The organism is Paludisphaera mucosa (assembly GCF_029589435.1).
Taxonomy (GTDB): Bacteria; Planctomycetota; Planctomycetia; order Isosphaerales; family Isosphaeraceae; genus Paludisphaera; species Paludisphaera mucosa.
The window spans coordinates 732,717-754,955 of sequence record NZ_JARRAG010000001.1; the positions used below are offsets into that span (position 1 = coordinate 732,717).

Consider the following 22,239-nt stretch of genomic DNA (forward strand, 5'->3'; position numbering starts at 1 on the left):
GTCGCGCGCCCTCCTTGTGACGCGTGACGCCGTCGTCCGGCTCGCCATGAGTCCGTCGCCTGCGCCCCCTCCCGCGTGCAAGGTCCGACGCCGTCGACGTCGAAATTTCCTTCGCGACCCGGCTCCGCTCCGCGCATCGACGCGCCCGGCGCGATCGTTCGATCTCATCCCCCATCTTGTTCGTTCGAAAGGTCTTCTCATGATCACGAGACGACTCGCGGCCTCGTTCACGCTCGCGTCCGCCCTTCTTGCACCCGCCGTCAAGGCCGGCGACGAGGGCGCGCCCTCGCCGGTCGCGGTCACCCGGCCGGGCCTCAAGGAGGTGCTCGAAGGGTCGAAAAAGAGCCAGCCCCGGCTGCCGCTCCCCCCGCTCACCCCGGAAGAGAAGGCTCGCGCCGAGAAGGCGGCGGCGAACCCGAACGGGGGCGTCTTCGCCGGCATCGTCAACAACGGCCGGATGCGAAATTTCTACCTCGCGCCCGAATTCCGCAGCGAGTTCTACGTGCGGCCGTCGGATGCGGGGAAGACCGACCCCAAGACGATCCTGCGCTGGGGCGCCGGCGATCCGGCGATGCCGCTCGACCCCACGGTGCGCATCATGTTCTTCTGGCTCGTCGCCCGGGCCAACAACTGCTACTACTGCCTGGGCCACCAGGAGGTGAAGCTCAAGGCGGCCGGCGTCAGCGACGACCAACTCGCCGCGCTCGACACCGACTGGTCCTCGTTCAAGCCGGCCGACGCCGCGGCGTTCGCCTTCGTGAAGAAGCTGGCGCGGACGCCCCAGGAGATCGCGACCGCCGACGTCGAGGCGCTCCGTCGCCATCACGACGACCTGGCGATCCTCGACATGATCTTCTCGACGGGCAACTACTGCGCGATGACCCGCTGGACCGGCGGCCTGGCCATCCCCCAGGAGGATCACCGCGACTACCTGACCCCGACGGCCGCGGCCTATCGACAACTCCCCAGCCTGGTCGCGCCGCTGGATCCGGAAAGGGGCGGGTCGCAGGTCGTCTGCAAGCCCGCCGCCGCGAACCGGCCGGCGTTGGAGTCGCGACCGGACGTGGAGGCCGCCCTGGCCGCGGCCCGCGAGCGGAAGCCGCGGCTGACGCTGGTCGACGAGGAGAAGGCCCGCAAGATACTCCCCGACGACTGGTCCGCAGCGCCGCTGTCGAACTGGGTCCGGCTGCTCGCCAACTTCCCCGAGGCCGGCAAGGCCCGCATCCTGAGCATCACGGCCGGCGCCGCGGCCGACAAGGGCGTCCTCGACCCCACGCTCCGCGCCCAGATCGCCTGGATCGCCGCCCGCCAGGACCGCGCCTGGTACGCCCTGGGACAGGCCAGGAAGCGGCTGCACGACCTCGGCCAGTCGGACGATGCGATCTTCGCGATCGACGCGCCGGACGACCGCTTCTCCGCGGGCCAGAAGGCCGTGTTCCACCTGGCGAAGAAGCTGACCGCCGACCCGGCGCTCGTCACCGACGCCGACGTCGCGGCCGTCCGCAAGCATTTCTCCGATCGCGAGACCGCCGAGGTCGTCTACTTCGTCACCGTCGCGGCCTTCTTCGACCGCGTGACCGAGGCCGCCGGCATTCCCCTGGAATCCTGATCCCGCCGTTCCCGTCTCGTCCCCTTCATCGAATCCTTCATTCGGAGAACCGAGCCATGACCATGCCTGGAGAGGCCCGCCGTCGCGGGTTCACGCTGATCGAACTGCTGGTGGTGATCGCGATCATCGCCGTCCTCATCGCGCTGCTCTTGCCGGCGGTGCAGGCGGCGCGCGAGGCCGCGCGCCGCGCCCAGTGCGTCAACAACCTGAAGCAGATCGGCCTGGCGGTGCACAACTACCACGACAGCCACCAGAGGTTCCCCCTGGGACGCGTGGTCGAGGTCGGCGCGGGCGGGGCCGTGAGCATCACGCGCGCCTACTCGCCCCACTCGCAGATCCTCCCCTTCCTGGAGCAGTCCGCGATCTACCAGGCGATCAACTTCAACCTGACCTGGAACCCCGACCCGAACAACGGCGGCTACGACGGCAACCAGACCGCGAGGGCCACGGTCGTCTCGGGCTTCCTCTGCCCGTCCGACGCCCAGAGTTCCGTGCCCCAGGGTTACGCGGGCACCAACTACCGGGCCAGCGAGGGCTCGAACTTCCTGTTCGGCTCCGGCAAGTCCGACCCCGGCGGCGTGAACGCCTCGATGAGGGCCCCGGACGGCCTCTTCTTCGCGAACGAGGCGAAGGGGATCGCCGAGGCCACCGACGGCACGTCCAACACCGCGATGTTCAGCGAGCACGTGAAGGGCGACTTCAGCCAGGCCCTCGCCACCGAGAACGCCGACACCTTCCAGCCCGGCGTCTACCCGACGACCCAGGACGAGGTCGTCCAGATCTGCCGCGACGTGAACTGGCGCGACATCACCAAGCAGGGCTTCTCGGACGTCGGCGCTCCCTGGCTGTACGGATATCACTCGACGACCGCGTATTACCACGTCGCCCCGCCGTCGACCCGCTCGTGCATGTTCCCGCCCTTGCGGATCTCGACCACCGCCAACAGCCGGCACCCCGGCGGCGTGAACGTGCTGCTGGGCGACGGATCGGTCAAGTTCGTCAAGGACTCGATCAGCATCCAGACGTGGCGGGCGATGGGCTCTCGCAACCTGGGCGAGATCATCAGCAGCGACGCCCTGTGACCGGAGCCTTTGACATGTCCGCTCGACCATGCGTCCGACCTTTATGGACCGTCGCCTTCCTCGCCGCCTGGTGCGCGGCGGGGTGCGGCGATTCGGCCCCGCCGGCCACCGACGCGGCGGCCGCGAAGCAACACCTCTCGGCGGCCCTCGACGCCTGGAAGGCCGGCGGCGCGCAGGCCGACCTCGCCAAGCAGTCGCCGCCGCTGCACGTCCTCGACCGCGACTGGGAGAAGGGGGCGAAGGTCTCCGCCTACCAGATCGAGGGCGAGGGCCAGGCGCTCGGCGCGGGCGTGCAATGGCCCGTCTCGCTGACCCTCACCAACGACAAGGGCAAGACGGCCAGCAAGCGCGTCGTCTACGTCGTCAACACCGGCGACGTCGTCTCGATCGCCCGGCAGGACGCCGATTTCTAGCCCGATGCGGCCTCCGCCGGGGCCGCCACTCGCTCGTAGATCCGATACGACGCGTCGAACGGATTCGACGCGTCGGCCTCCCATCGCTCCTCGTGTTCGAGCCGCCATCCCGACGATCCCGTCAGGTCGAACGGGAAGTAGGTGTCGCCTTCGAAGGCCCCCTCGACCAGCGTGAGGTGGATCGTCGAACAGAGCGGCAGGAACGCCTCGTAAACCTGGCCGCCGCCGATGACCGCGGCCTCGTCGCTACCGGTGAGCCGGGCCAGTTCCAGGGCTTCCTCGACCGAGCGCGCGACCTGCACCTCGGGCGGGTGCGGGAGCGACCCGCGCGAGAGGACGATGTTCGTCCGCCCCGGCAGGGCGCGGCCGAGCGATTCGTAGGTCTTACGACCCATGATAATTGGCTTACCCATTGTAAGCCGTCGGAATAGCTTCAAATCCCGAGGGAGTCGCCACGGAAGATGCCCTTCGTAGCCGATCACACGGTCTCGAGTCGTCGCGACCACTAATGAAACATCCATTCGCCGACTCCTCCTTGAGTCGCTCACACCGCTACCTCGCCACGCAGTGCGGGGAGTGATCTGTATCCAACCAGCGTGAATTGGGCCCGCTCGACGCTCGCCAGGTCGACCACCGCCGGGTCGATCTCCAGCCGGGGCAAGGGGAGGGGCTCGCGACCGAGCTGCTCGTCCACCTGGTCCAGGTGGTTCGTGTAGATATGGGCGTCGCCGAACGTGTGGATGAACTCGCCGGCCTGCAGGCCGGCCACCTGCCCCGTCAGGTGGGTGAGCAAGGCGTAGCTGGCGATGTTGAACGGGACCCCCAGGAACAGGTCGGCCGAGCGCTGGTAGAGCTGGCAGGAGAGCCGGCCGGCGGCCACGCTGAACTGGAAGAGCGTGTGGCAGGGGGGGAGGGCCATCTCGCCGACCTCCGCGGGGTTCCAGGCCGAGACGATCAGGCGACGGCCGACGGACGCGGTCGGGTCGGCGACCACGGCGCGGATGCCGGCGACGACGTCGGCGATCTGGTCGATGACGCGGCCGTCGGGGGCCTGCCACGACCGCCACTGCTTGCCGTACACCGGCCCAAGCTCGCCGTCCGCGTCGGCCCACTCGTCCCAGATGGAGACGTCGTGCTCGCGGAGATAGGCGATGTTCGTCGAGCCCCGCAGGAACCAGATCAGCTCGTGGGCGATCGCGTTGAACGCCGTCTTCTTGGTGGTGACCAGCGGGAAGCCGTCGGCCAGGTCGAACCGGATCTGCCGGCCGAAGACGCTGAGGGCGTCGATCTTGGCGCCCGTCGAGCGCAGGACGGCCCGCGTCGGCTTGCGCAGGCCGTTCTCGCGGACGTCTTTCAGCAGGTCGAGATACTGGCGCATGGGCGGCTTCCGGCGATCGGCGATCGTGATCGGCAATCCTCGATTATACACCGTCCGAGCAAGCCCCTGCGATCAGGGCTTCGCGGGGGGCGTCGCCGGCGCGGCTTTAGGCTTCTCGACGACGGCCGGGACCTGCTCGATCCGGGCGGTGACGAGGATCAGCCGCTCCTCGTAATGGTGGCGCCCGGCGTTGGCGCCGAGGGAATGCGGCCCCATGCTGATCAGCATCGCCCCGTCGGAGGGGATCATCCAGTCGCCCTCGATCCGCCGCGAGGAGACCTCGGGGACCTGGAGGGTGGCGTTGATCGAGAGCTTGTCGGAGCCTTCGGGGCGGAGCTTGGAGAGGAGCGACGTCTTCACCACGCCCGGGTCGCTCTCGGCGTTCACCACCGACTCCGTGTAGTTCGTCGTCGTGAAGCCGAGCAGCTTGTTGTGCTGGATGACCACGTGGGCGAGCAGGACCGGGCCCTTCAGGCGGGTCTGGGTCAGCTCGACGCGGATGCCGTCGTGCACCTCGTCGACGATCGGCTCGAAGGCGACGCTCGTCCCCCGGTTGGGCGGGGAGTCCGAGATCCGCCTCATGTGGGCGACGTATTTCGAGGTATCCTCGTTCGTCATCCGGACCGGGTCGCCCAGCCGGGCCACCATGCGGGGGGCCTGCAAGACCTTCGCCTTGGGGTCGGCCTGGCAGGCGGCGAGCAGGGCGACGACCCCCTCCTGATCGAGGGCCCAGGCGGCGACGCTCTCCTGGCGGGCGACCGGCTGGAGCTTGGGGAGGGTCCGCCCGCGCCAGTCGGGGCTGGTCGTGGTGACGTCGTGGATCTCGAACGCCACGTGCGGGACGGCCGTCGCGGGCGTCGCCGTCGCCGACGAGACGTCCTTCACGGCGGCCTCGGCCAGCTTGGTCGGCGCGGGGGCTTGCCCGACGGCGATTCCGGCGACCATGAGCAGGGCGTTCAGGCACGGCATGCGGGCGCCTCCTTGCGCGACGGGCGAATTCCGATCGGCGCGGACCCTCCGCGCAGTCGCGATGGTGCGCGAGGCCCCGAGTTCGGTCAAGGCGAGAACGACCTCTTCACTGCGACCAGGCGGTCGGCGTGCGGTCCCAGCGGTGCTTGCGGAGTTCGGCCATGAGGCCGGCGGGGAGCGGGCGGCCGTCGCTGGCGGCGAGGTTGGCCTCGACGTTGCGGATCTTCCGCATGCCCGGAATGATCGTCGAGACGGTCCGTTCCTGGAGGATGAAGCGGAGGGCCAGTTCGGGCATCGTCATGACGGCCGGGATCAAGGGCCGCAGGGCCTCGGCGCGGTCGACGCTGCGCGACAGGTTCTCGGGCACGAAGTAGGTATTCCGCCAGTCCCCTTCGGGCCACTTCGCATCCTTCGTCAGGGTGCCGGTGAGCGTCCCCTCGTCGAACGGGACGCGGGCGATGACGGCGATGTTCCGCTCGCGGCAGAGCGGGAACAGCTCGTCCTCCGGAGCCTGGTCGAAGATGTTGTAGATGACCTGGACGGCGTCGATCGCGCCGGTTTTGAGGGTCTCGACGACGTTGGTGGGCTCCCAGCGGTTAACGCTCACGCCGAAGCCCCGGACGAGGCCCTCGCGCCTGAGGTCCTCGACGGTGCGCAGCCAGCGATCGTCCCGCGCCCAGGCGTCTTCCCAGACGTGGAATTGCTGGAGGTCGATCGTTTGGACGCCGAGGTTCGCCAGCGACTTCTCGGTATACTCGCGGATGTGGTCGGGCGGGAAGCATTCGTCGAGCGTGGAGCCGCGGCGCGAGGGCCACTGGAAGTTCCTGGGCGGGATCTTGGTGGCGACGTACAGCCGCTTGTCGGCGTGCTTCTTGAGGAGTGCGCCGAGGATGCGCTCGCTGCGGCCCTCGCCGTAGCCCCAGGCGGTGTCGAAGAAGTTGCAGCCGAGCGCGACGGCCCGCTCCAGGGCGGCGGCGGTCTCGTCGTCGTCGTTGCCGGTCCAGCCGGCCAGCCCCCACATGCCGTAGCCGATCTCGCCGACGTCCCAGCCCAGCCGTCCGAACACGCGCTCTTGCATCGTCCTCGCCTCCCGCCCGCGGATCGAATCGAGGCCCCATTCTAAACCCGCCCGCGACCGCAGGCGACGGGGAGGCGGCCGGTGCACCGTTGAGGGCCGACGCGGGACGGTCCAAGATGAACCCTGGGCCCCGGCGAACCGGCCCGGGGCGATCGACTTCGAAAGGGACGACGATGAGGACATCCTTCCGGACCCTTTTGGCGGCCGTGGCGATCACCTCGGCGACGCTCTCCCTCGCGGCGGCGCCGACGTCCACCCGGACGTGGCACGTCGCCCCCGAGCCGTTGCGCGGGCTGCCGCCGGACGTCCAGCTCCGTACGATCTCGGAGGCCGCCGCGAAGGTCGAGCCGGGCGATCGGGTCGTGATCCACGGCGGGGTCTATCGCGAGTCCGTCACCGTGGAGGCGAGCGGCACGGTCGAGCGGCCCATCCGGTTCGAGGCCGCTCCCGGCGAGGCCGTCGTCGTCAGCGGCGCCGACGTGATCCGCGAGTGGACAAGGGAGCCAGGCGGCCGGGACGTCTTCAGCGCCCCGTGGCCGCACCGCTTCATCGCGTGGGACCCGTCGGGGACGCATCCGGGCGACGACTACCACAGGATGATCGGCCGCTGCGAGCAGGTCTTCATCGGGGGCTACCCGCACCTGCAAACGCTCGGCCGCGAGGGACTCGGACGGGGGACGTTCTACGTCGACCCGGAAGCCAAACGGCTCTACGTCTGCCCGCGCGACGATACGGACCTGACCAAATCGCCGCCGCTGGTCGAGGCGTCGAGCCGGCAAGAGCTGTGGCGGAGCAAGGGGGCTTACACCCATCTCCGCGGTGTCCGGTTCCGCTACGCGGCCAACATGGCCCAGCATGGAGCGGCGATCTTCGAGGGCGATCAAGGCCTCGTCGAGGACTGTATCTTCGAAGCGATGAACTCCAGCGGCGCGACCTTCGCGGCCCCCAACCTGACGGTCCGCCGCTGTGCGTTCCGGGGCAACGGGCAGCTCGGATTCGGGGCCGCCGGCGCGCACAACCTGCTGTTCACCGAGTGCGAGGTGAGCGGCAACAACGTCAAGGGATTCAACCGGGGCTGGGAGGCCGGCGGCGACAAGCTCACGCTTTGCCGCGGCGCGGTGCTGGAGAAGTCGCGGTTTGTGGCCAATCGGGGCTGCGGCGTCTGGTTCGACATCGGCAACGAGCAAAGCGTCGTCCGCAACTGCCTGATCGCCGACAACGAGGACGCCGGCGTCTTCTACGAGATCTCCTACGGCCTGCACGCGCACGACAACGTGATCGTCGGCAACGGCTTCCGCGACACCCCGGGCGCCTGGGGCGCGGGCGCGGGGATCGCGCTCTCGTCGTCGCCGGGCTGCCTCATCGAGCGCAACCTGATCGTCGGCAACCGCGAGGGCTTCAGCTTCCGCGAGCAGGGCCGCACGACGCCGACCATCGACGATCCCGCCGAACGCCCGGTGTGGAACCACGACGAGCGGATCCGTCGTAACGTCCTGGCGCTCAATCGCGACGCCCAGGTCCGAGGCTGGTTCGACCAGGACGACGGCCGGCACTGGCCCGCCGCGCTGCAGCAGCCCGGCGAGAAGGCGAAGGGCGGCCCGTCGGGTCCGAGCCTGGAGACGCTCAAGATCGCCTTCGAGGGCAATTTCTACGACGCGCGACCCTGGCAGCCCCTCTTCGTCTGGGGCGTCGACTGGAAACGCCACATCGCGTTCGCGAGCCTGGAAGACGTGCGATCCGCGCTGGGCTTCGAGCGCGAAGGCCGGGCCGGCGAATTCCGCGTCGCGGACCTCCTCGCGCGCGACTTCCGCACGCCTGCCGACGGCCCGGCTCGGGAGATGGGCTGCTATCCCCAGGGCGACGTGCCCGGCGTGAGGCTGGGTATCCTTCCGGCCCGTTGAAAGCCGCCCTGGCAGCCCGAAGAATGTCGGAGAGACGGGATCCGCCTGTCCGACCGGGCCCTCGCGGAGTACGCTGGAAGGGTCCGCCACTCTTCCCTCCCCCGCGCGAATCTCAGGGGACGCCGGCCCATGAACGGTGACGCTCCGGACGAATACAACCTGGCCGACCTCCCGGAGTCGGATCAGCCCGAGGCCGATCCGCCGCCCGTCAAGCCGACCCCGCCCCGCGCGCCGGGACAGCCCTTGCCGCGGATGTGGAAGGCGGACCCGGACGACGAGCCGCTCCCGCCCGCGACGCCCTCGAAATCCAAGGCGAAGGCTCCCGAGCCGCCCCCCCAACGCCGACGCTCGTCTTCCGACGACAGCGGGGTCGGGCGGAAGACCGGGATCAAGGCCAAGGCCGAGCTGAACGACAAGGGCGAGAAGAAGGTCCTGATCGAGGACACCCCGGTCCTCGACACGTACGAGACCCGCCAGCGGATCCGCGTGGCCTCGGGCGGGCTGATCCTCTTCGTGGTCGGCCTGGCGTGCTACCTCGTCTACAGCTTCTTCCTCTACGACCCGTTCCCGATGGGCGCCCTGCCGCCCGAGGACGGCTACGTGGTCGAGACCGCCCCCGCGGTCACCAAGCCGGACCTGGAGTCCGAGGCCCGCGCCATGCTCGCGCGGGCGCGGGAGTCGGCCAAGAACGGCCGCACCGACGAGGCCGTCGCCCTGCTGGAACAGCTCGCCAAGGGCTACAAGAACACCAAGACGGCCGCCGAGGCGCAGGAGGCCCTCAAGCGGCCGTCGCAGAACATGCCGCTCTTCCTGGAAGGCCCGACCGTCGCCGCCGCGGCCCCCGCGCCCCAGCCTCCGACGCAGCCCGCGCCCCCGCCGGCCGTGGTCGACGCTCGCCCGCCGACCGTCGAGGTCCGCGGCAACGCCAGCCTCGTCCCGCCGGTCAATCCGCCCGAGACGATCGCGGCCCCCGGCGGCGTCGCGGCGACGGTCCAGCCCGAATCGCCCGGCGAGCTGCCCGATCGTCGGCTCCCCGCCGGCTTCGCGGCCAAGCCCGGGGCCGGCTCGGACCCCTCCGGCTGGCCCCTCGTCATCCTCGGCGACCGCGACGGCGCGCCGATGGTCTTCGTCCCGGGCGGCGTCTTCCTGATGGGCGAGGAACGCGACCAGCAATTCGCCTCGCCCGAGCACAAGGTCCGGCTGTCGGCGTATTACATCGACCAGCACGAGGTGACCGTCGGCCAGTTCCGACGCTTCCTGCTCGAGACCCGCTACCGGGGACGTCCCGCCATGACCTGGCCCCTGAGCGACGACAAGGACAAGGTCGAGGCGGAGGCGAAGCCGATGGTGATGGTCAACCTGGCCGACGCCGCGGCCTTCGCCGAGTGGGCCGGCAAGGCGCTGCCGAGCGAGGCCCAGTGGGAGGCCGCCGCGCGAACCACCGACGGCCGCATCTACCCCTGGGGGGACGAGCCCGCGCAATACGCCAAGAAGCGGGCGCCCCGCCAGGTCGACGCGGTCATGTCGTTCCCGGAGGACAAGTCGCCGTATGAGGTCTTCGACCTCGCCGGCAACGTCCTGGAATGGACGGCCGACGTCTTCGACCGCGGCTATTACCGCACCCTGGCCGGCCAGGTGGTCGACGACCCGGTCGGCCCGGGGGCCAGGGCGGGCAAGTACGACGTGGTCGTGAAGGGGGGCAAGCTCGGCGCGGCTTCGAGTCGCGAGCCGATCGGCCCCGAGAAGCGGCTCAACTACGTCGGCTTCCGCTGCGCCCTGCAGGTCGAGCGGTCGGCGGCCCGGACCGAGACGATCGCCGCCCCCGCCCCCGCCCCGGCTACGGCTCCCGCTCCGACGCGGCCGGCGTCGAATCCGGCGACGAAGGCGGCCCAGCCGGTCGAGCCGTTCTGAACCCGCCCAGGGCGCGGCGGACGGCGACCATCGCCGGCGTCCGGCGGTGCGGCACCCGCGCGGCCTCGTCTTCCAGGAACCAGCGCACCGTGCGGTCGAGGCTCTCGCGGTAGGTCAGGGCGGGAGTCCAGCCCAGCTTGCGGCGGGCCTTCTCGGTGCTGTAGCTGAGGCGGCGGCCCAGCAGCCAGGCCCCGTACCGCGTGACGCGGGGGGGCTTCGGGTTGCGCAGCAGGCGTTCCCGAAGCTCGAGCGCGAACCCGCCGTAGAACGCGTACCAGGAGGGATACCGCCAGGTCACTCGGGGGACGCCGATCGCGTCGGCGAGCATGTCCAGGAACTCGCGCTGGGTGATCGGCGAGTGGCTGGTGATGTTGTACGCCTCGCCCTTCGAGCCCGGGTCGTCGGCCGCCAGGATCGCGGCGTCGGCCACCACGCCGGCGTACACGGCGCTCAGGGGGTTGTCGCCCTTCCCCACGATCGAGACCCGGCCCCAGCGGAACTCGCGGATCAGCCGGGGGATCGTGGTCCGATCGCGTTCGCCGAAGATCCAGCTCGGGCGGATGACGGTCAGCGGCAACCGGCCCTCCTCGGCCATCCGCCACAGGATCCGCTCGCACTCGACCTTGCTCCGGGTGTAGTAGTCGAGGACCCAGATGTTCTCGCCCAGCGGATGCGACTCGACGATCGGCTCCTCGCGGTCGCGGGGATGGCCGTAGGCGCTCGTGGAGCTGACGTGGACGAACCGCGCGACGCCGGCGCGGGCCGACGCCTCGGCGAGATTGCGGGTGGCGTCGATGCCGCCGACCTGGAACTCGCGCCAGGGTCCCCAGTCGCCGACCTTCGCCGCGCAGTGGTAGACGACGTCCACGCCGTCCAGGGCCCGCTCGACCGAGGCCACATCGAGCAGGTCCCCCGGAGAGGACTCGACGCCCAGCTCGTCGAGGAACGTCGTGTCGCTGGACGCCCGGACGAGCGCCCGGACGCCGTCGCCCCGCGCCCGCAGGCGTTCGACGAGATGGCTCCCCAGCAGCCCGGTCGCGCCGGTGACGAGGGCCCGACGAGGGGCGTTGGACTGGCTCATGCGGTCGACCTCGATCCTTCGCGACCCGACTTCACGTCTCGTCGACCCCCTGCTTCGCCTCAGGTTTCGCCCCCGGGACGATTATCGGCATCGCCGCCGAAACCTCAAGGGCGACCGAGGCGTCGGCGGCGTCGGGGTCAGTAGTAGAGCTGCCCGCGGATCCAGAAGAGGTCGTTGGTCAGGCTGCGCAGCTCGGAGTTGAGCTGCACCGGGCTGTCATAGTACGAGCGTTGCCAGTCGAAGTAGAGCTTCAGGTAGCTCGTCAGGTACCAGTTGAAGCCGACGTCGGTCATGCCCATGCCGTTGGTCCAGAGGTTGCGGTCGGCCAGGCCGGCGCGGAAGACCTCGTCGCCCAGGCTCAGCTCGCTGTAGCGGGCGAACGGCTCGATGGCGCCGGGGCCCCACGAATTCCGCCCGGGGTCGAAGGGGCGGAGGGGATCGACCCGGCTGCGGTCGCGGACCTTCTCTCCGGTGAGGAAGTAGGCGAGCGTGAAGTGGTTGCCGCTCACCGGCACCGAGAACAACCGGAAAGGGATGCCGCTGCGAGTGTAATGGTCGCGGCTCCCCTGCCATTCGGCCTCGAACGACATCCCGCCGGCGTACCAGGCGAGGTGGGCCGCCAGGGCGGAGTGCTCGCCGCTGATGTAGGCGTCCTCGTTGAACACCATGAAGACCGAGGTCGCGCGCTGGGCGGCCTCGTCGTTCTCCGACGACTGGAGCGAGGTCCGCATCGGCAGCGGCTGCTGGGGCAGGACCTGGTTGCCGATGTAGCCCGAGACGCCGACGTTGAGGTCGCGCAGCAGGCTCATCCCCTCGGACTTCAGGAACGGCTTGAAGTTGAGGTACGAGACGACGTCGCGCGTCGTGTTCTCGTCGGCGACTCCGCTGAGATGGCCGTCGAAGCCGCCGACGGCGTACTGCAGGCGTTCGTCGAACAGGAGCCCATGGGCCATGAGGCCGGCCGACCGCGAAAGGCCGAAGTTGAGCGGGAAGAGCGACCGCTCGGGGGTGATGAAGTACTGCTCCAGGTGGTCGTACCAGTCGTAGCTGTACGGCACCAGGGTCCGGCCGAACTTGAGGCGGAAGCGCGGGCTGAAGTTGACGTCGACGTTGCCGTCGAGCAGGTCCCAGACGCCTTCGACGCTGCGCTGGATCGAGACCTCGTAGTCGAACAGCTTGGTGAGCCGGCCCTCGAAGTAGACGCGCACGCGGGGGATGTACAGGCCGCTGGCCGCGGGGACCTGGTTCCCCGGCGAGAAGACCTTGAAGTCGGTCTGGTCCAGGACCCGGAAGCGGAGCTGGTACTCGTCGTCCCACGACCGCAGGCCGAAGCCCTCGTCGTTGAGCAGGGCCCGCAGCGGAAGCTCGTCCCACGGCCGAGGGCCGGCCGACTCGTCCGCCTGGTCGCCCGTCGATTCGTCGCGATCCGAGGGCGAGTCCTTGAAAGCTTCCGAGCGGGGCAGGGGGTCGAGCCCGGTCGCGGCCTCGCCCTCGGGTTCGGCCTTCGGTCCGCGAGGGCCTTCGTCCTCGCCGTCGAGCTGACGACGCAGCTCGTCGTACCGGTCCTCCAGGGACCGGTAGCGTTCGTCCGCCGCCTTTCGCTCGCGTTCGGAGCGGTCGAGCCGTTCGAGAATCGCCCGGTTCATGGCCTCCAGGTCGCGGAAGCGGGCGTCGAGCGCGCCGGCGTCGGCGGCCGCGCGGGAGGGCGTCGTCGGCTCGTCGGCCGCAAACGCCCCGGCGGGCAAGAAGCACGACGCCAGCATGACGAACAACCTGGACCGCATCGATTCCGCCGTTCCCCCCCCCCGTCGCTCCAGCCTCTCTGGACCCCCATGGTCCGGGACGGCCGCACCCCTCCCGGGATTTTTCGACGCGGATCCGTCCTCGGAGAGTATCGGCCGACGGCGCGCCCGGCTTGATCGCCCGACCGTCAAAGTCGGATCCGACGGGATGGGCCCCCGCGGAATCCGGCACGCGTTCGATGTCCGGGCGGATCCGTGGGTTCGGGCGGGCGAGGGGCGCGGGCGGAGGGCCTCTCGAGGATTTTCGACGGCGACGTCAGGAAAGTGGCGATCGACGCCGTCCCGTTGTCTGCGTCAGGCTGCATCGCGCGCCGATTCGCTCGTGGGCGGCGGGGTGCGTCGCGGCGGCAGCCGAGTGGACGAGGAACCCGCCGGGGTGTATCCAGACGGCCCGGCCCCTTCAAGAACTGGTACCACCATGCCGGAAGAAACCATCGACGCCGGTCTGCTCGAGCAGACGAAGAATCAGATCCGCAAGCTGGTGGCCGAGATCGCCGACCTGGCCGAGTCGGACGTCCAGCCGGCCGAGTTCTACGGGGAGTTCCTCAACCGGGCCGTGGCGGCCACCGCCGCGTCCGGGGGCGCCTTCTGGCTGCTGGACGGCCGCGGCGGGCTGAGGCTCCAGTACCAGCTCGACTTCGCCCAGACGGGCCTGATGGACGGCCGCGTCAAGACGGCCCCGCACGACGCGCTGCTCGGCTGCATGATCCAGGCCACTCAGCCCCAGGTCATCCCCCCCGGCGCGGTGATCGAGGGCATGCCCCAGGCGTTCAACCCGACCCACCTGACGGTGATCCTGGCCCCGCTGATCGTCGACAAGCAGGTCGTCGGCCTGCTCGAGATCCTGATGGATCCCTCGCGGCGGGCGGCCCAGCAGAAGAGCACGCTGCGGTTCGTCGGCGACCTCACCGACCTGGCCGCGAACTATCTGAAGAACCGCCAGATGCGGCAGATGGTCTCGCAGCAGCGGATGTGGAACCAGCTCGAGACCTTCACCCACCAGATCCACCACACGCTCGACTTCAAGGAGACGTGCTACGCGGTCGTCAACGACGGCAAGCGGCTCGTCGGCTGCGACCGCCTGAGCGTCGCCCTGAAGCTCTCGGGGCGGACCCTGGTCGAGGCGATCAGCGGCCAGGAGGTCGTCGAGCAGCGGTCGAACCAGGTCCGCGAGCTGACCAAGCTCTGCAAGGCCGTCCTGCGGTCGGGCGAGGACCTGGTCTACACCGGCCACACCGAGGGCTTCGCCCCCGACATCCGCGACGCCCTGGAGCTGTACGTCGACGAGTCGGGCTCGAAGGCCGTCGCCGTGGTCCTGCTCTACAAGCCCGAGAAGGAAGAGGGGACCGAGCGCAAGGAGAAGGTGGCCTACGGCTGCCTGATCGCCGAGCAGATCGGCGACGAGGTCGCCCCGACCGACATGCACGCCCGGACCGAGGTGGTCTCGCGGCACGCCTCGACGGCCCTCTGGAACGCCCAGGAGCACCACCGGATCTTCCTCCGGCCGGTGCTCAAGGCGATGGGCTCGCCCTGGCGGCTGCTGCGGGGCCGGACCCTCGCCAAGATCCTGGCCGTGCTGGCCCTGGTCGTGGCGATCATCGCGGCCCTGACCTTCGTCCCCTGGAACCTGCGGATCGAGGGCCGCGGCTCGCTGCTCCCCGAGAAGCGGAGCATCGTCTACGCCCCCAACCCCGGCATCATCGTCGACGTCCCCGTCGAGCACGGCGGCCACGTCAAGCAGGGCGAGGTGATCGCCCGCCTCGACAGCCGCGAGCTGGAGAAGGAGCTGAAGAAGCTCCAGGCCGAGTACAACAAGGCCAACTCGCAGGGCCTGATCCTCCGCCAGCAGGAGCAGGCGGCCAACCAGCGCGAGCAGAACAAGCAGGAGGCGCTGCAGCTGGAGGCCCAGCTCACCGAGGCCCAGATCACCGCCCGCAGCACCAAGGAGCAGATCGACATCACCAAGGAGCAGATCCAGGCGATGTCGGTGGTCGCCCCCCACGACGGCATCATCACCACCTGGCAGGTCAAGCAGAACCTGCTGGGCCGGCCGGTCGACATCGGCACCGAGCTGCTCCAGCTCGCCGAGACCGACGGCGAGTGGGTGCTGGAGGTCGAGGTCCCCGACGACGACATGGGGCCCATCCTCGCCGCCCAGTCGAAGCTCGACGCCGAGGTCGCCGCCGGGGCCAAGCCGGCCGGCTCGGCCCTCTCGGCCTACTTCGTGGTGATGACCGAGCCCGAGCACCGGTACCAGGGCTACATCCGGCGGATCGCGTCGAAGGCGGAGACCAAGACCGAGAGCGCCGAGCAGCGGCACACGGTGAAGGTCGTCGTCGGCTTCAACGACGCGGTCCGCAACGAGTTCCTGGCCCGCAACCAGGAGTTCCGCCCCGGCGCCGAGGTCCGCGCCCGGATCGACTGCGGCGACGCCCGCCTGGCCTACGTCCTGTTCCGCAAGGTCGTCCAGGTGTGGCACGAGTCGGTCCTCTTCCGGTGGCCGTTCCTCCGCTGAGCCTCGGCCCCCCGGATCCCGAACCTCGCGAGCCCGGCGCGTCCCACCGGGCCCCCCTTACACCGCTTCCGAACGTCTCGAGTGGAGGATCGCCCCGAAATGACCACCTGGAAGACCGCCGCATTCGTGGGCCTGAGCGCCCTGGCGACCCTGTCCATGGCCGCCGTCGGCCAGAGCGGGCCCGCCCAGTCTCCCGCCGCCGCCACCCTCGTCCTCGACTCCCACGACCAGCTCGCCACCATCGACTGGATCGAGAAGTCCGACGTCGCCGCCCTCCGCGAGGGCGTCATCGAGAAGATGGAGCTGCGCCTGGGCGACGCCGTCCAGGAGGGCGCGGTCATCGGCACGCTCCACAAGGAGATCGCCGAGCTGACCGTCGCCAAGAGCAAGCTCACGGCCGAGAACGAGGGCCCGATCCTGAAGGCCGACGCCGCCAAGGAGGTCGCCGCCTCGGTCGTCGCCCGCAACCGCCGGCTGGTCGCCCGCAAGGCCGACATGGTCTCCCAGGAGGAGATGACCAAGTCCGAGGGCGAGTTCAAGGTCGCCATGGCCCAGCTCAAGGAGGCCCAGGAGCAGGACGCGATCAACGAGGCCGAGCTGGCCCTGGCCGTCCAGATGCTCAAGGAGCACACGATCGCCGCGCCGTTCCCCGGCATCGTCATCAAGCGCTACAAGGAGCCCGGCGAGAGCGTGCGGGCGAACGAGGCCGTCGTCCAGATCGGCAACCTGGCCCGGCTCTCGGCCACCGCGTTCGTGCCCATCGACTACGCCTTCCGCGTCAAGGTCGGCCAGGTCGTCGAGCTGCAGGCCCGCCTCGAGGGGAGCCGCGGCGACCAGCCGATCGAACGCAAGGTCTTCCGGGGCGTCATCAAATTCGTCGACCCCCAGGTCCAGGCCATCGCCGAGAGCGCCGTCCGCGTCCGCGCCGAGTTCGAGAACCCGAACCTCGAGCTGCGGCCCGGCGTGAAGGCGGCCCTGACCATCTTCCTGAGCGACGACGTCGCCGCCCGGCCGTCGCCGACGGCCCGCTGAATTTCGTCGCGTCGAACCGGGCCGGGACGAGGACCTTCCGCACGGAACCGCCGAGGAACGCCGATCGATGAGCGCCGCCCCCTCCACCACCCCGGCCCCCTACGGACAGGCCGCCGAGCACCTCCGGGTGAAGCTCCGCCCGGATCTCGTGGTCCAGCCCCAGTTCTACGAGGGGATGACCCACTACGTCATCAAGGACCCGCTGGCGCTGAAGTACTTCCGATTCAAGATCGAGGAGTACTTCCTGCTGCAGCAGTTCGACGGCAAGAACAACCTCCAGGACGTCAAGCGGGCCTTCGAGCGCAAGTACCGGCCCCAGACGATCTCGATCGACGACCTGACGCGGTTCGTCGCCCAGCTCCACGAGGCGGGCGTCGTCCAGATCGACAGCCCGGAGCAGGCCGCCGCCCTGATCCGCCGCCGCCGCAAGAACAAGTGGCGGAAGGTCTGGGGGTTCCTCGCCAACATCCTGTTCATCAAGATCCCGGTCCTCGACCCCGAGCGGCTGCTGACCTGGATGTACCCGGCCTTCCGCTGGATCTTCACCCGCTGGTTCGTCGTCGGGAGCGTCGCCCTGATGCTCGCCGCCTTGACCTTGGTCGTCAGCGAGTGGAGCCAGTTCTACGCCAAGCTCCCCGAGTTCCAGAGCTTCTTCAACTGGTGGACGATCTTCACGTTCTGGATCAGCCTGGCCGTCGTGAAGATCATCCACGAGTTCGGCCACGGGCTCACCGCCAAGCATTACGGCGGCGAGGTCCACGAGATGGGGATGCTCTTCCTCGTCCTGACGCCGGCCCTCTACTGCGACGTGACCGACAGCTGGCTGCTGCCCAACAAGTGGCACCGGATCTGGATCTCGGCCGCCGGCATCTACGTCGAGCTGTTCCTGGCCAGCATCGCGACCTTCGTCTGGTTCAACACCGAGCAGGGGCTGCTGAACAGCCTGTCGATGGCCGTCATGTTCATCTGCTCGGTGAACACGGTGCTGTTCAACGCCAACCCGCTGCTGCGGTACGACGGCTACTACGTGATGTCGGACTGGCTGGAGATCCCCAACCTGCGGATCAAGAGCACCCAGTTCTTCACCTACCTGATCCAGGAGAAGGTGCTCGGCCTGGAAGTCCCCGTCCAGAGCTACATGCCGCGGTCGCGGCGGTCGCTCTTCGTGACCTACGCGGTGGCAAGCTACCTGTACCGCTGGGTGGTCACGTTCAGCATCCTGTTCTTCCTGTCGCAGGTCCTCAAGCCGTACAAGCTGCAGGCGGTCAGCTACATGCTGGCCCTGGGCTCGCTCGTGCCTCTGCTGGCCATGCCCATCTACCAGATCGGTAAGTTCCTACGCACGCCCGGGAGGATGCGCAAAGTGAAGAAAGCTCGCGCGGCCGCGTTCGCCGCGGCGTTCGCAGCCGCCGTGGCCGGGATCCTGCTGATCCCCACCCCGCTGCGCGTCCAGGGCACGTTCGTCCTGTCGCCCGCCAAGCCCACCGAACTCTACACCGAGGTCGAGGGCCAGCTGGTCGAGCTCAACGTCCGCGACGGCGACTGGGTCAAGGAGGGCGCGGTCCTCGCCAAGCTCGTCAACCGCGACAAGCAGAAGGAGCTGATCCAGCGCCAGTCGGAGCACGACACGTACTGGTTCAAGGCCCTCCACTACAGCCGCAGCCCCGAGAACGAGGGCCGCGCGACGGCCCGCCAGTGCGTCCGGATGGCCGAGGAGCTGGAGCCGGCGCTGGCGAAGATCAGCGAGCAGCTCGGCAAGCTGGTCATCACCGCCCCCCGCGACGGCCAGGTGCTGGGCGTCCCGCTCCCCGAGACCCTGGGGCAGTGGATCAAGCCCGGCAAGGCCCTCTGCGAGGTGGCCGACCCCCACCACCTGGAGGCTCACCTGATCGTCGACCAGTCGGACATCGACCTGATCCGGCTCGACCGCAAGGTCCCGGCGTGGGTCAAGGTCTACGGCCGGTCCGAGCTGACGCTCAAGAGCGAGGTCGCGCAGATCGCCAAGCGCAACCGCGAGGAGATCCCCCCCGAGCTGTCGAACACGGCCGGCGGCGAGATCGCCGCCAAGCCCGACCCCAAGACCGGCCAGGTCAAGCCCCAGTCGGCCGTCTACGAGGTCGTGATCCCGATCGAGAACCCCAACCTGGAATTCCATCCCGGCCAGCGCGGGTTCGCCAAGCTCGACGCCGGCACCCACACCTTCGGCTGGTGGCTCTGGCGGCTCCTCACCAAGACCTTCCACTTCACCATCTGAGCGAGGCCCGGCCGGCGGCCGGAACCGACGAGGCCCGCGACGGCCCGGACGCGATCCCCTCGATCGCGCCCGGGCCTCGTCGCGTCGACGGCCGGACGCTTTTCCGGCGAACTTTCGAGGGGGCGACGTCGAATGATAGGTGTACCGATGAGGAGGTCGTCGATCCCCCGTCGTTCACCATAGAAGGAAGCGCAGCCCCGATGAGACTCTCCTGGAAACTCGGCCGGATCGCGGGGATCGACGTATTCCTGCACCCGACCTTCTTCCTGATCTTCCTTTTCGAGGAAGCCCGCACGCGCCTGCCGCTGCTCCTGGCGATGTTCGGCTGCGTGCTGCTGCACGAGTTCGGCCACGCCCTGGCGGCCCGGCGTTTCGGCATCGAGACGGCCGACATCACCCTCTACCCGATCGGCGGCGTCGCCCGCCTGACGCGAATGCCCCGCGCCCCGGGCGTGGAGCTGGCGATCGCGCTGGCGGGGCCCGCCGTGAACCTGGCGATCGCGGCCGGTCTCTATCTTTCGCTCGGCGTCTTTTCGACCGCCGGGATGGGCGAGTTCTTCGCCGAGCTGCTGGTGGTGAACCTGGTGCTGGCCGCGTTCAACATGATCCCGGCGTTCCCGATGGACGGCGGCCGCGTGCTGCGGGCCATGCTCAGCGGCTGGCTCGGCCGGGCGCGGGCCACGACGTTCGCGGCGAGCGTGGGCCGGGCGCTGGCGGTCGGCTTCGGGGTCTACAGCCTGCTGAACCTCGACCTTCTCCCGGTCGCGCTCGCCGCCTTCATCTACATGGCGGGGGGGGCCGAAGAGGCGGGCGTTCTGGCCGAGGAGCGGCGTCGGGGGGGCTCCGTCGAGGGCGTCGATTGGAGCGCGCCGGCGGGCTACCGCTGGGTCCAGACCGATCAGGGCGTCTGGCGGCTGGCGCCCGCCTCGGCCGCGTCGCGGGCCTCCTCGTGGGGCGGCGTGCGATGAGCTTGAAGCCGGTGGTCGAACTGGGGGTCGCGGAAGCCTACGCGATTCTCGCGGCGCGGCCGGAGGGCGAGGGGCTGCCGCCGCTCGACGCGATCGAGAACGAGGACTGGGGGCGGGACTTCCTGCTCAGCCGCTTCGAGGACGTCCCCGCCGCCGAGCTGGCGGCCCTCGGCCTGCGCTGGGACGACGGGACCCGCGACGAGGCGGGACATCAGTCGGGCTGAACCCGGATCGTCAGGTTCTTCCACTCGTAGGGCCCGGTCTTGTCGTACAGCCCGAGGTGCCCGCCCGCGGGATCGACGTCGTCGGCCACGGTGACGAGCACGTCGTTGAGGCTGACTTCCACGTGGGGGCCGATCGCCTTGAGCGACAGCTTCTGCCAGGCGCCCGGCTCCTTCGCGGCCGTCTTGAGGGCGTCGGCCTTGCGCTCGAACCGGGGCGGATTGGTGCCGTGGCCGAAGAGCATGAGCCTGCCCTCGCCGTCGGCCAGCGGGATCTGGTAGCCGCGTGCGGGCCAGAACGGCTCGGCCGGCGCGGATTCGGGGTTGGTGCGGAAGAAGAGCCCCCCCTCGGAGCCTTCCTTCAAGATCCGGAACTCCAGGTCGAGCTGGAAGTTCTTGTACGCCTTGGCGGTCCGCAGCCAGCCGCTGCCGGGCTTGCTCGTCAGGACCTCGTCGCGGACGACGAATCCGTCGCCGTGCTCGGCGACCCACCCTTCCAGCGACTTGCCGTCGAAGAGGGGGGCCGCCGGGGGGGGCTCGTCGAATCCGAGCAGGAGCACCGTCGACAGCAGGACGGTCGGGATCGCCCCCAGCAGACGTCTCATCGTGGAAGCCTCGCGGTGCAGGATTCGGGAGCCGGATCTCGGGGCGGCCCGGCGTTGGGACGCGTCTGGACGCGGGGGTCGATGGGCGACGCGCCCGCATCCACACTGATTATGCCCTATCCCGAAGCCGATGGGTGGATCCGGGTCGGCTTCTGCGAAATTCGGCCGGGGTTAAGAGGGCTCCGCCTCCCCGGCCTGGATCCGGGCGGCCAGGTAATGGACCGGGTTCTTCATCCGGACCGCCGCCGCGGCCAGCCGGTCCAGCCGGCCCGAGCGCTGGCACAGCTCGGCGATCGAGGGGCAGGCGAGCAGGCCGTCGGGCACGTCCAGGAGATGCTCCGTCGCGACCTCGACCGCCTCGTCCTGCCGGCCCACCCGCATCAGCAGGTTGACGAGGACCTGGGCGGGGATGGTGCTCTGGACGTCCCCGTCCTCGGACGGGTCGCGCTCGTCCAGCTTGGCCCGGAAATGGGCGACGGCGGCGTCGACGTCGCGGCCCGTGAGCGCCTTCAGGTAGACGTTGTGGTCCTCGAAGGTCCGCTCGAACGGCGGCGCCGAGTCGTACTGGAGCCGCGGCGAGAGCCGGCGGCCGTACTCGGTCAGGTCGAGCGCCAGGCGGAGGGCCTCGGGGTCGGCCGCCGTCGCCGACCAGCGGACGACCGTGGTCAGGTGCGAGACGTCGGTGTGGTAGGCGTCGTCCGAGAAGAGCCAGTCGCGGCCCGCGATCAGCTCGGCGATCCCGGCCCCCGCCGCGGCCTGGGGCTGGCCGCGGCGGGTGACGTCGGCGCGGATGTTGTCGACGAGCGACTCGTGGAGGTGGCGGATCAGCCGCTCGACGCAGGCCGTCCGGACGGCCGGGTCGGCGGGGCCCGACTGCTCCAGGGCCGTGATCGCCGGGCAAGGCCCGTAGCTCCGCAGGATCCACTCGAAGCCACGCGTCGGGTTCGCCCCCTGGTGGAAGGCGACGTCGATGAGCGGGCCGATCCGGTCCGGGTCGTCGGGGGTCGGCAGGGCGGCGAGAGCCTCGGCCACCGGGCCGGGCTCGCCGATCGCCTGGAAGTAGGCCCAGGCGGTCGGGATCTCGCCGGCCGCCAGGAACCGCGAGCCGACGTGGCGCAGGGCCTCGACGTAGCGCTCTTCGAACCGCAGCCGATCGGCCTCGGGCAGGTCGGCGTAGCGGCCGACCTGGATCAGGGGGAGGCCCAGCTCGTGTCGGGCCTTCAGCAGGAGCGCGTCGAGCAGCAGGCGGTAGTTGCCGTCGCGCTCCAGGTCGGCGACGAGGCGGTCGATGGCCTCCGCGGGGCCGCCGCCGTCGAGCCGGGCGTCGAGGTCGGGGAAGCCGGGCTCGGCGACGGCGGTGGCGGCCGGGCTCGGCTCCGGCGTCTTGGGGTCTTTCATCGTCGGTCCCCTTCGGGTCGGG

General features: G+C 69.9%; 18 protein-coding genes. 10 read left to right on the plus strand and 8 right to left on the minus strand.

The annotated features are described in order from the left end of the window. Window positions 1-199: 199 nt before the first annotated feature. From PZE19_RS02960 to PZE19_RS02970, 3 genes are read left to right on the plus strand one after another with little or no spacing between them, the layout of a single operon-like run. Window positions 200-1,609 carry a carboxymuconolactone decarboxylase family protein gene (locus PZE19_RS02960; RefSeq protein ID WP_277859101.1) on the plus strand — a complete coding sequence of 470 codons (1,410 nt, stop codon included), beginning with the start codon at window positions 200-202 and terminating at the stop codon, window positions 1,607-1,609. Between the two features lie 56 nt (window positions 1,610-1,665). Then, window positions 1,666-2,691, plus strand: a complete 1,026-nt coding sequence (locus PZE19_RS02965; RefSeq protein WP_277859102.1) for a DUF1559 domain-containing protein — start codon at window positions 1,666-1,668, stop codon at window positions 2,689-2,691. A 14-nt stretch (window positions 2,692-2,705) separates the two neighbouring features. After that, window positions 2,706-3,104 carry a hypothetical protein gene (locus PZE19_RS02970; RefSeq protein ID WP_277859103.1) on the plus strand — a complete coding sequence of 133 codons (399 nt, stop codon included), beginning with the start codon at window positions 2,706-2,708 and terminating at the stop codon, window positions 3,102-3,104. Here PZE19_RS02970 and PZE19_RS02975 read toward each other — a convergent pair. From PZE19_RS02975 to PZE19_RS02990, 4 genes are all read right to left on the minus strand, one after another. After that, the gene (locus PZE19_RS02975; RefSeq protein WP_277859104.1) at window positions 3,101-3,625 is read right to left on the minus strand and encodes a dihydrofolate reductase; all 525 of its coding nucleotides are present in this window, start codon (window positions 3,623-3,625) and stop codon (window positions 3,101-3,103) included. The genes PZE19_RS02970 and PZE19_RS02975 overlap by 4 nt on opposite strands. A 23-nt stretch (window positions 3,626-3,648) precedes the next feature. Continuing rightward, a complete protein-coding gene (locus PZE19_RS02980) occupies window positions 3,649-4,482 on the minus strand; it encodes a thymidylate synthase (RefSeq protein WP_277859105.1) in 834 nt (277 codons plus the stop codon). A gap of 72 nt (window positions 4,483-4,554) precedes the next feature. After that, window positions 4,555-5,451: a hypothetical protein gene (locus tag PZE19_RS02985; RefSeq protein ID WP_277859106.1), complete on the minus strand. Its 897-nt coding sequence runs from the start codon at window positions 5,449-5,451 to the stop codon at window positions 4,555-4,557. A gap of 106 nt (window positions 5,452-5,557) precedes the next feature. After that, window positions 5,558-6,529 (minus strand): aldo/keto reductase, encoded by a 972-nt coding sequence (locus PZE19_RS02990; protein WP_277859107.1) that lies wholly within the window; start codon window positions 6,527-6,529, stop codon window positions 5,558-5,560. 173 nt (window positions 6,530-6,702) lie between these two features. On the opposite strand from PZE19_RS02990, the gene PZE19_RS02995 reads away from it, so the two are divergent. Beyond that, window positions 6,703-8,430, plus strand: a complete 1,728-nt coding sequence (locus PZE19_RS02995; protein WP_277859108.1) for a right-handed parallel beta-helix repeat-containing protein — start codon at window positions 6,703-6,705, stop codon at window positions 8,428-8,430. A 129-nt stretch (window positions 8,431-8,559) separates the two neighbouring features. Continuing rightward, window positions 8,560-10,341 (plus strand): SUMF1/EgtB/PvdO family nonheme iron enzyme, encoded by a 1,782-nt coding sequence (locus PZE19_RS03000; RefSeq protein ID WP_277859109.1) that lies wholly within the window; start codon window positions 8,560-8,562, stop codon window positions 10,339-10,341. Here PZE19_RS03000 and PZE19_RS03005 read toward each other — a convergent pair. Together PZE19_RS03005 and PZE19_RS03010 are read right to left on the minus strand one after the other, a co-directional pair. Continuing rightward, window positions 10,268-11,422 (minus strand): NAD-dependent epimerase/dehydratase family protein, encoded by a 1,155-nt coding sequence (locus PZE19_RS03005; RefSeq protein WP_277859110.1) that lies wholly within the window; start codon window positions 11,420-11,422, stop codon window positions 10,268-10,270. The two genes, PZE19_RS03000 and PZE19_RS03005, sit on opposite strands and share 74 nt — an antisense overlap. Window positions 11,423-11,559: 137 nt before the next feature. Further along, window positions 11,560-13,206, minus strand: a complete 1,647-nt coding sequence (locus PZE19_RS03010; protein ID WP_277859111.1) for a porin — start codon at window positions 13,204-13,206, stop codon at window positions 11,560-11,562. Between the two features lie 436 nt (window positions 13,207-13,642). Between PZE19_RS03010 and PZE19_RS03015 the strand changes: the two genes are divergently transcribed. From PZE19_RS03015 to PZE19_RS03035, 5 genes are all read left to right on the plus strand, one after another. After that, complete coding sequence (locus PZE19_RS03015) at window positions 13,643-15,739, plus strand: efflux RND transporter periplasmic adaptor subunit (RefSeq protein WP_277859112.1); 2,097 nt, start codon at window positions 13,643-13,645, stop codon at window positions 15,737-15,739. Window positions 15,740-15,838: 99 nt separating this feature from the next. Beyond that, entirely contained in the window at window positions 15,839-16,771 is a 933-nt protein-coding gene (locus tag PZE19_RS03020) for an efflux RND transporter periplasmic adaptor subunit (protein WP_277859113.1), read from the plus strand. Window positions 16,772-16,838: 67 nt separating this feature from the next. Next, window positions 16,839-19,025, plus strand: a complete 2,187-nt coding sequence (locus PZE19_RS03025; RefSeq protein ID WP_277859114.1) for a site-2 protease family protein — start codon at window positions 16,839-16,841, stop codon at window positions 19,023-19,025. Window positions 19,026-19,225: 200 nt separating this feature from the next. Then, window positions 19,226-19,993: a site-2 protease family protein gene (locus PZE19_RS03030; protein WP_277859115.1), complete on the plus strand. Its 768-nt coding sequence runs from the start codon at window positions 19,226-19,228 to the stop codon at window positions 19,991-19,993. Continuing rightward, window positions 19,990-20,217, plus strand: a complete 228-nt coding sequence (locus tag PZE19_RS03035; RefSeq protein WP_277859116.1) for a hypothetical protein — start codon at window positions 19,990-19,992, stop codon at window positions 20,215-20,217. The genes PZE19_RS03030 and PZE19_RS03035 overlap by 4 nt, the downstream gene beginning before the upstream one ends. Here the strand turns inward: PZE19_RS03035 and PZE19_RS03040 are convergent. Both PZE19_RS03040 and PZE19_RS03045 read right to left on the minus strand, forming a co-directional pair. Then, complete coding sequence (locus PZE19_RS03040; RefSeq protein WP_277859117.1) at window positions 20,205-20,819, minus strand: 3-keto-disaccharide hydrolase; 615 nt, start codon at window positions 20,817-20,819, stop codon at window positions 20,205-20,207. The genes PZE19_RS03035 and PZE19_RS03040 overlap by 13 nt on opposite strands. A 171-nt stretch (window positions 20,820-20,990) precedes the next feature. Continuing rightward, window positions 20,991-22,217: a hypothetical protein gene (locus tag PZE19_RS03045; protein WP_277859118.1), complete on the minus strand. Its 1,227-nt coding sequence runs from the start codon at window positions 22,215-22,217 to the stop codon at window positions 20,991-20,993. Window positions 22,218-22,239 lie beyond the last annotated feature (22 nt).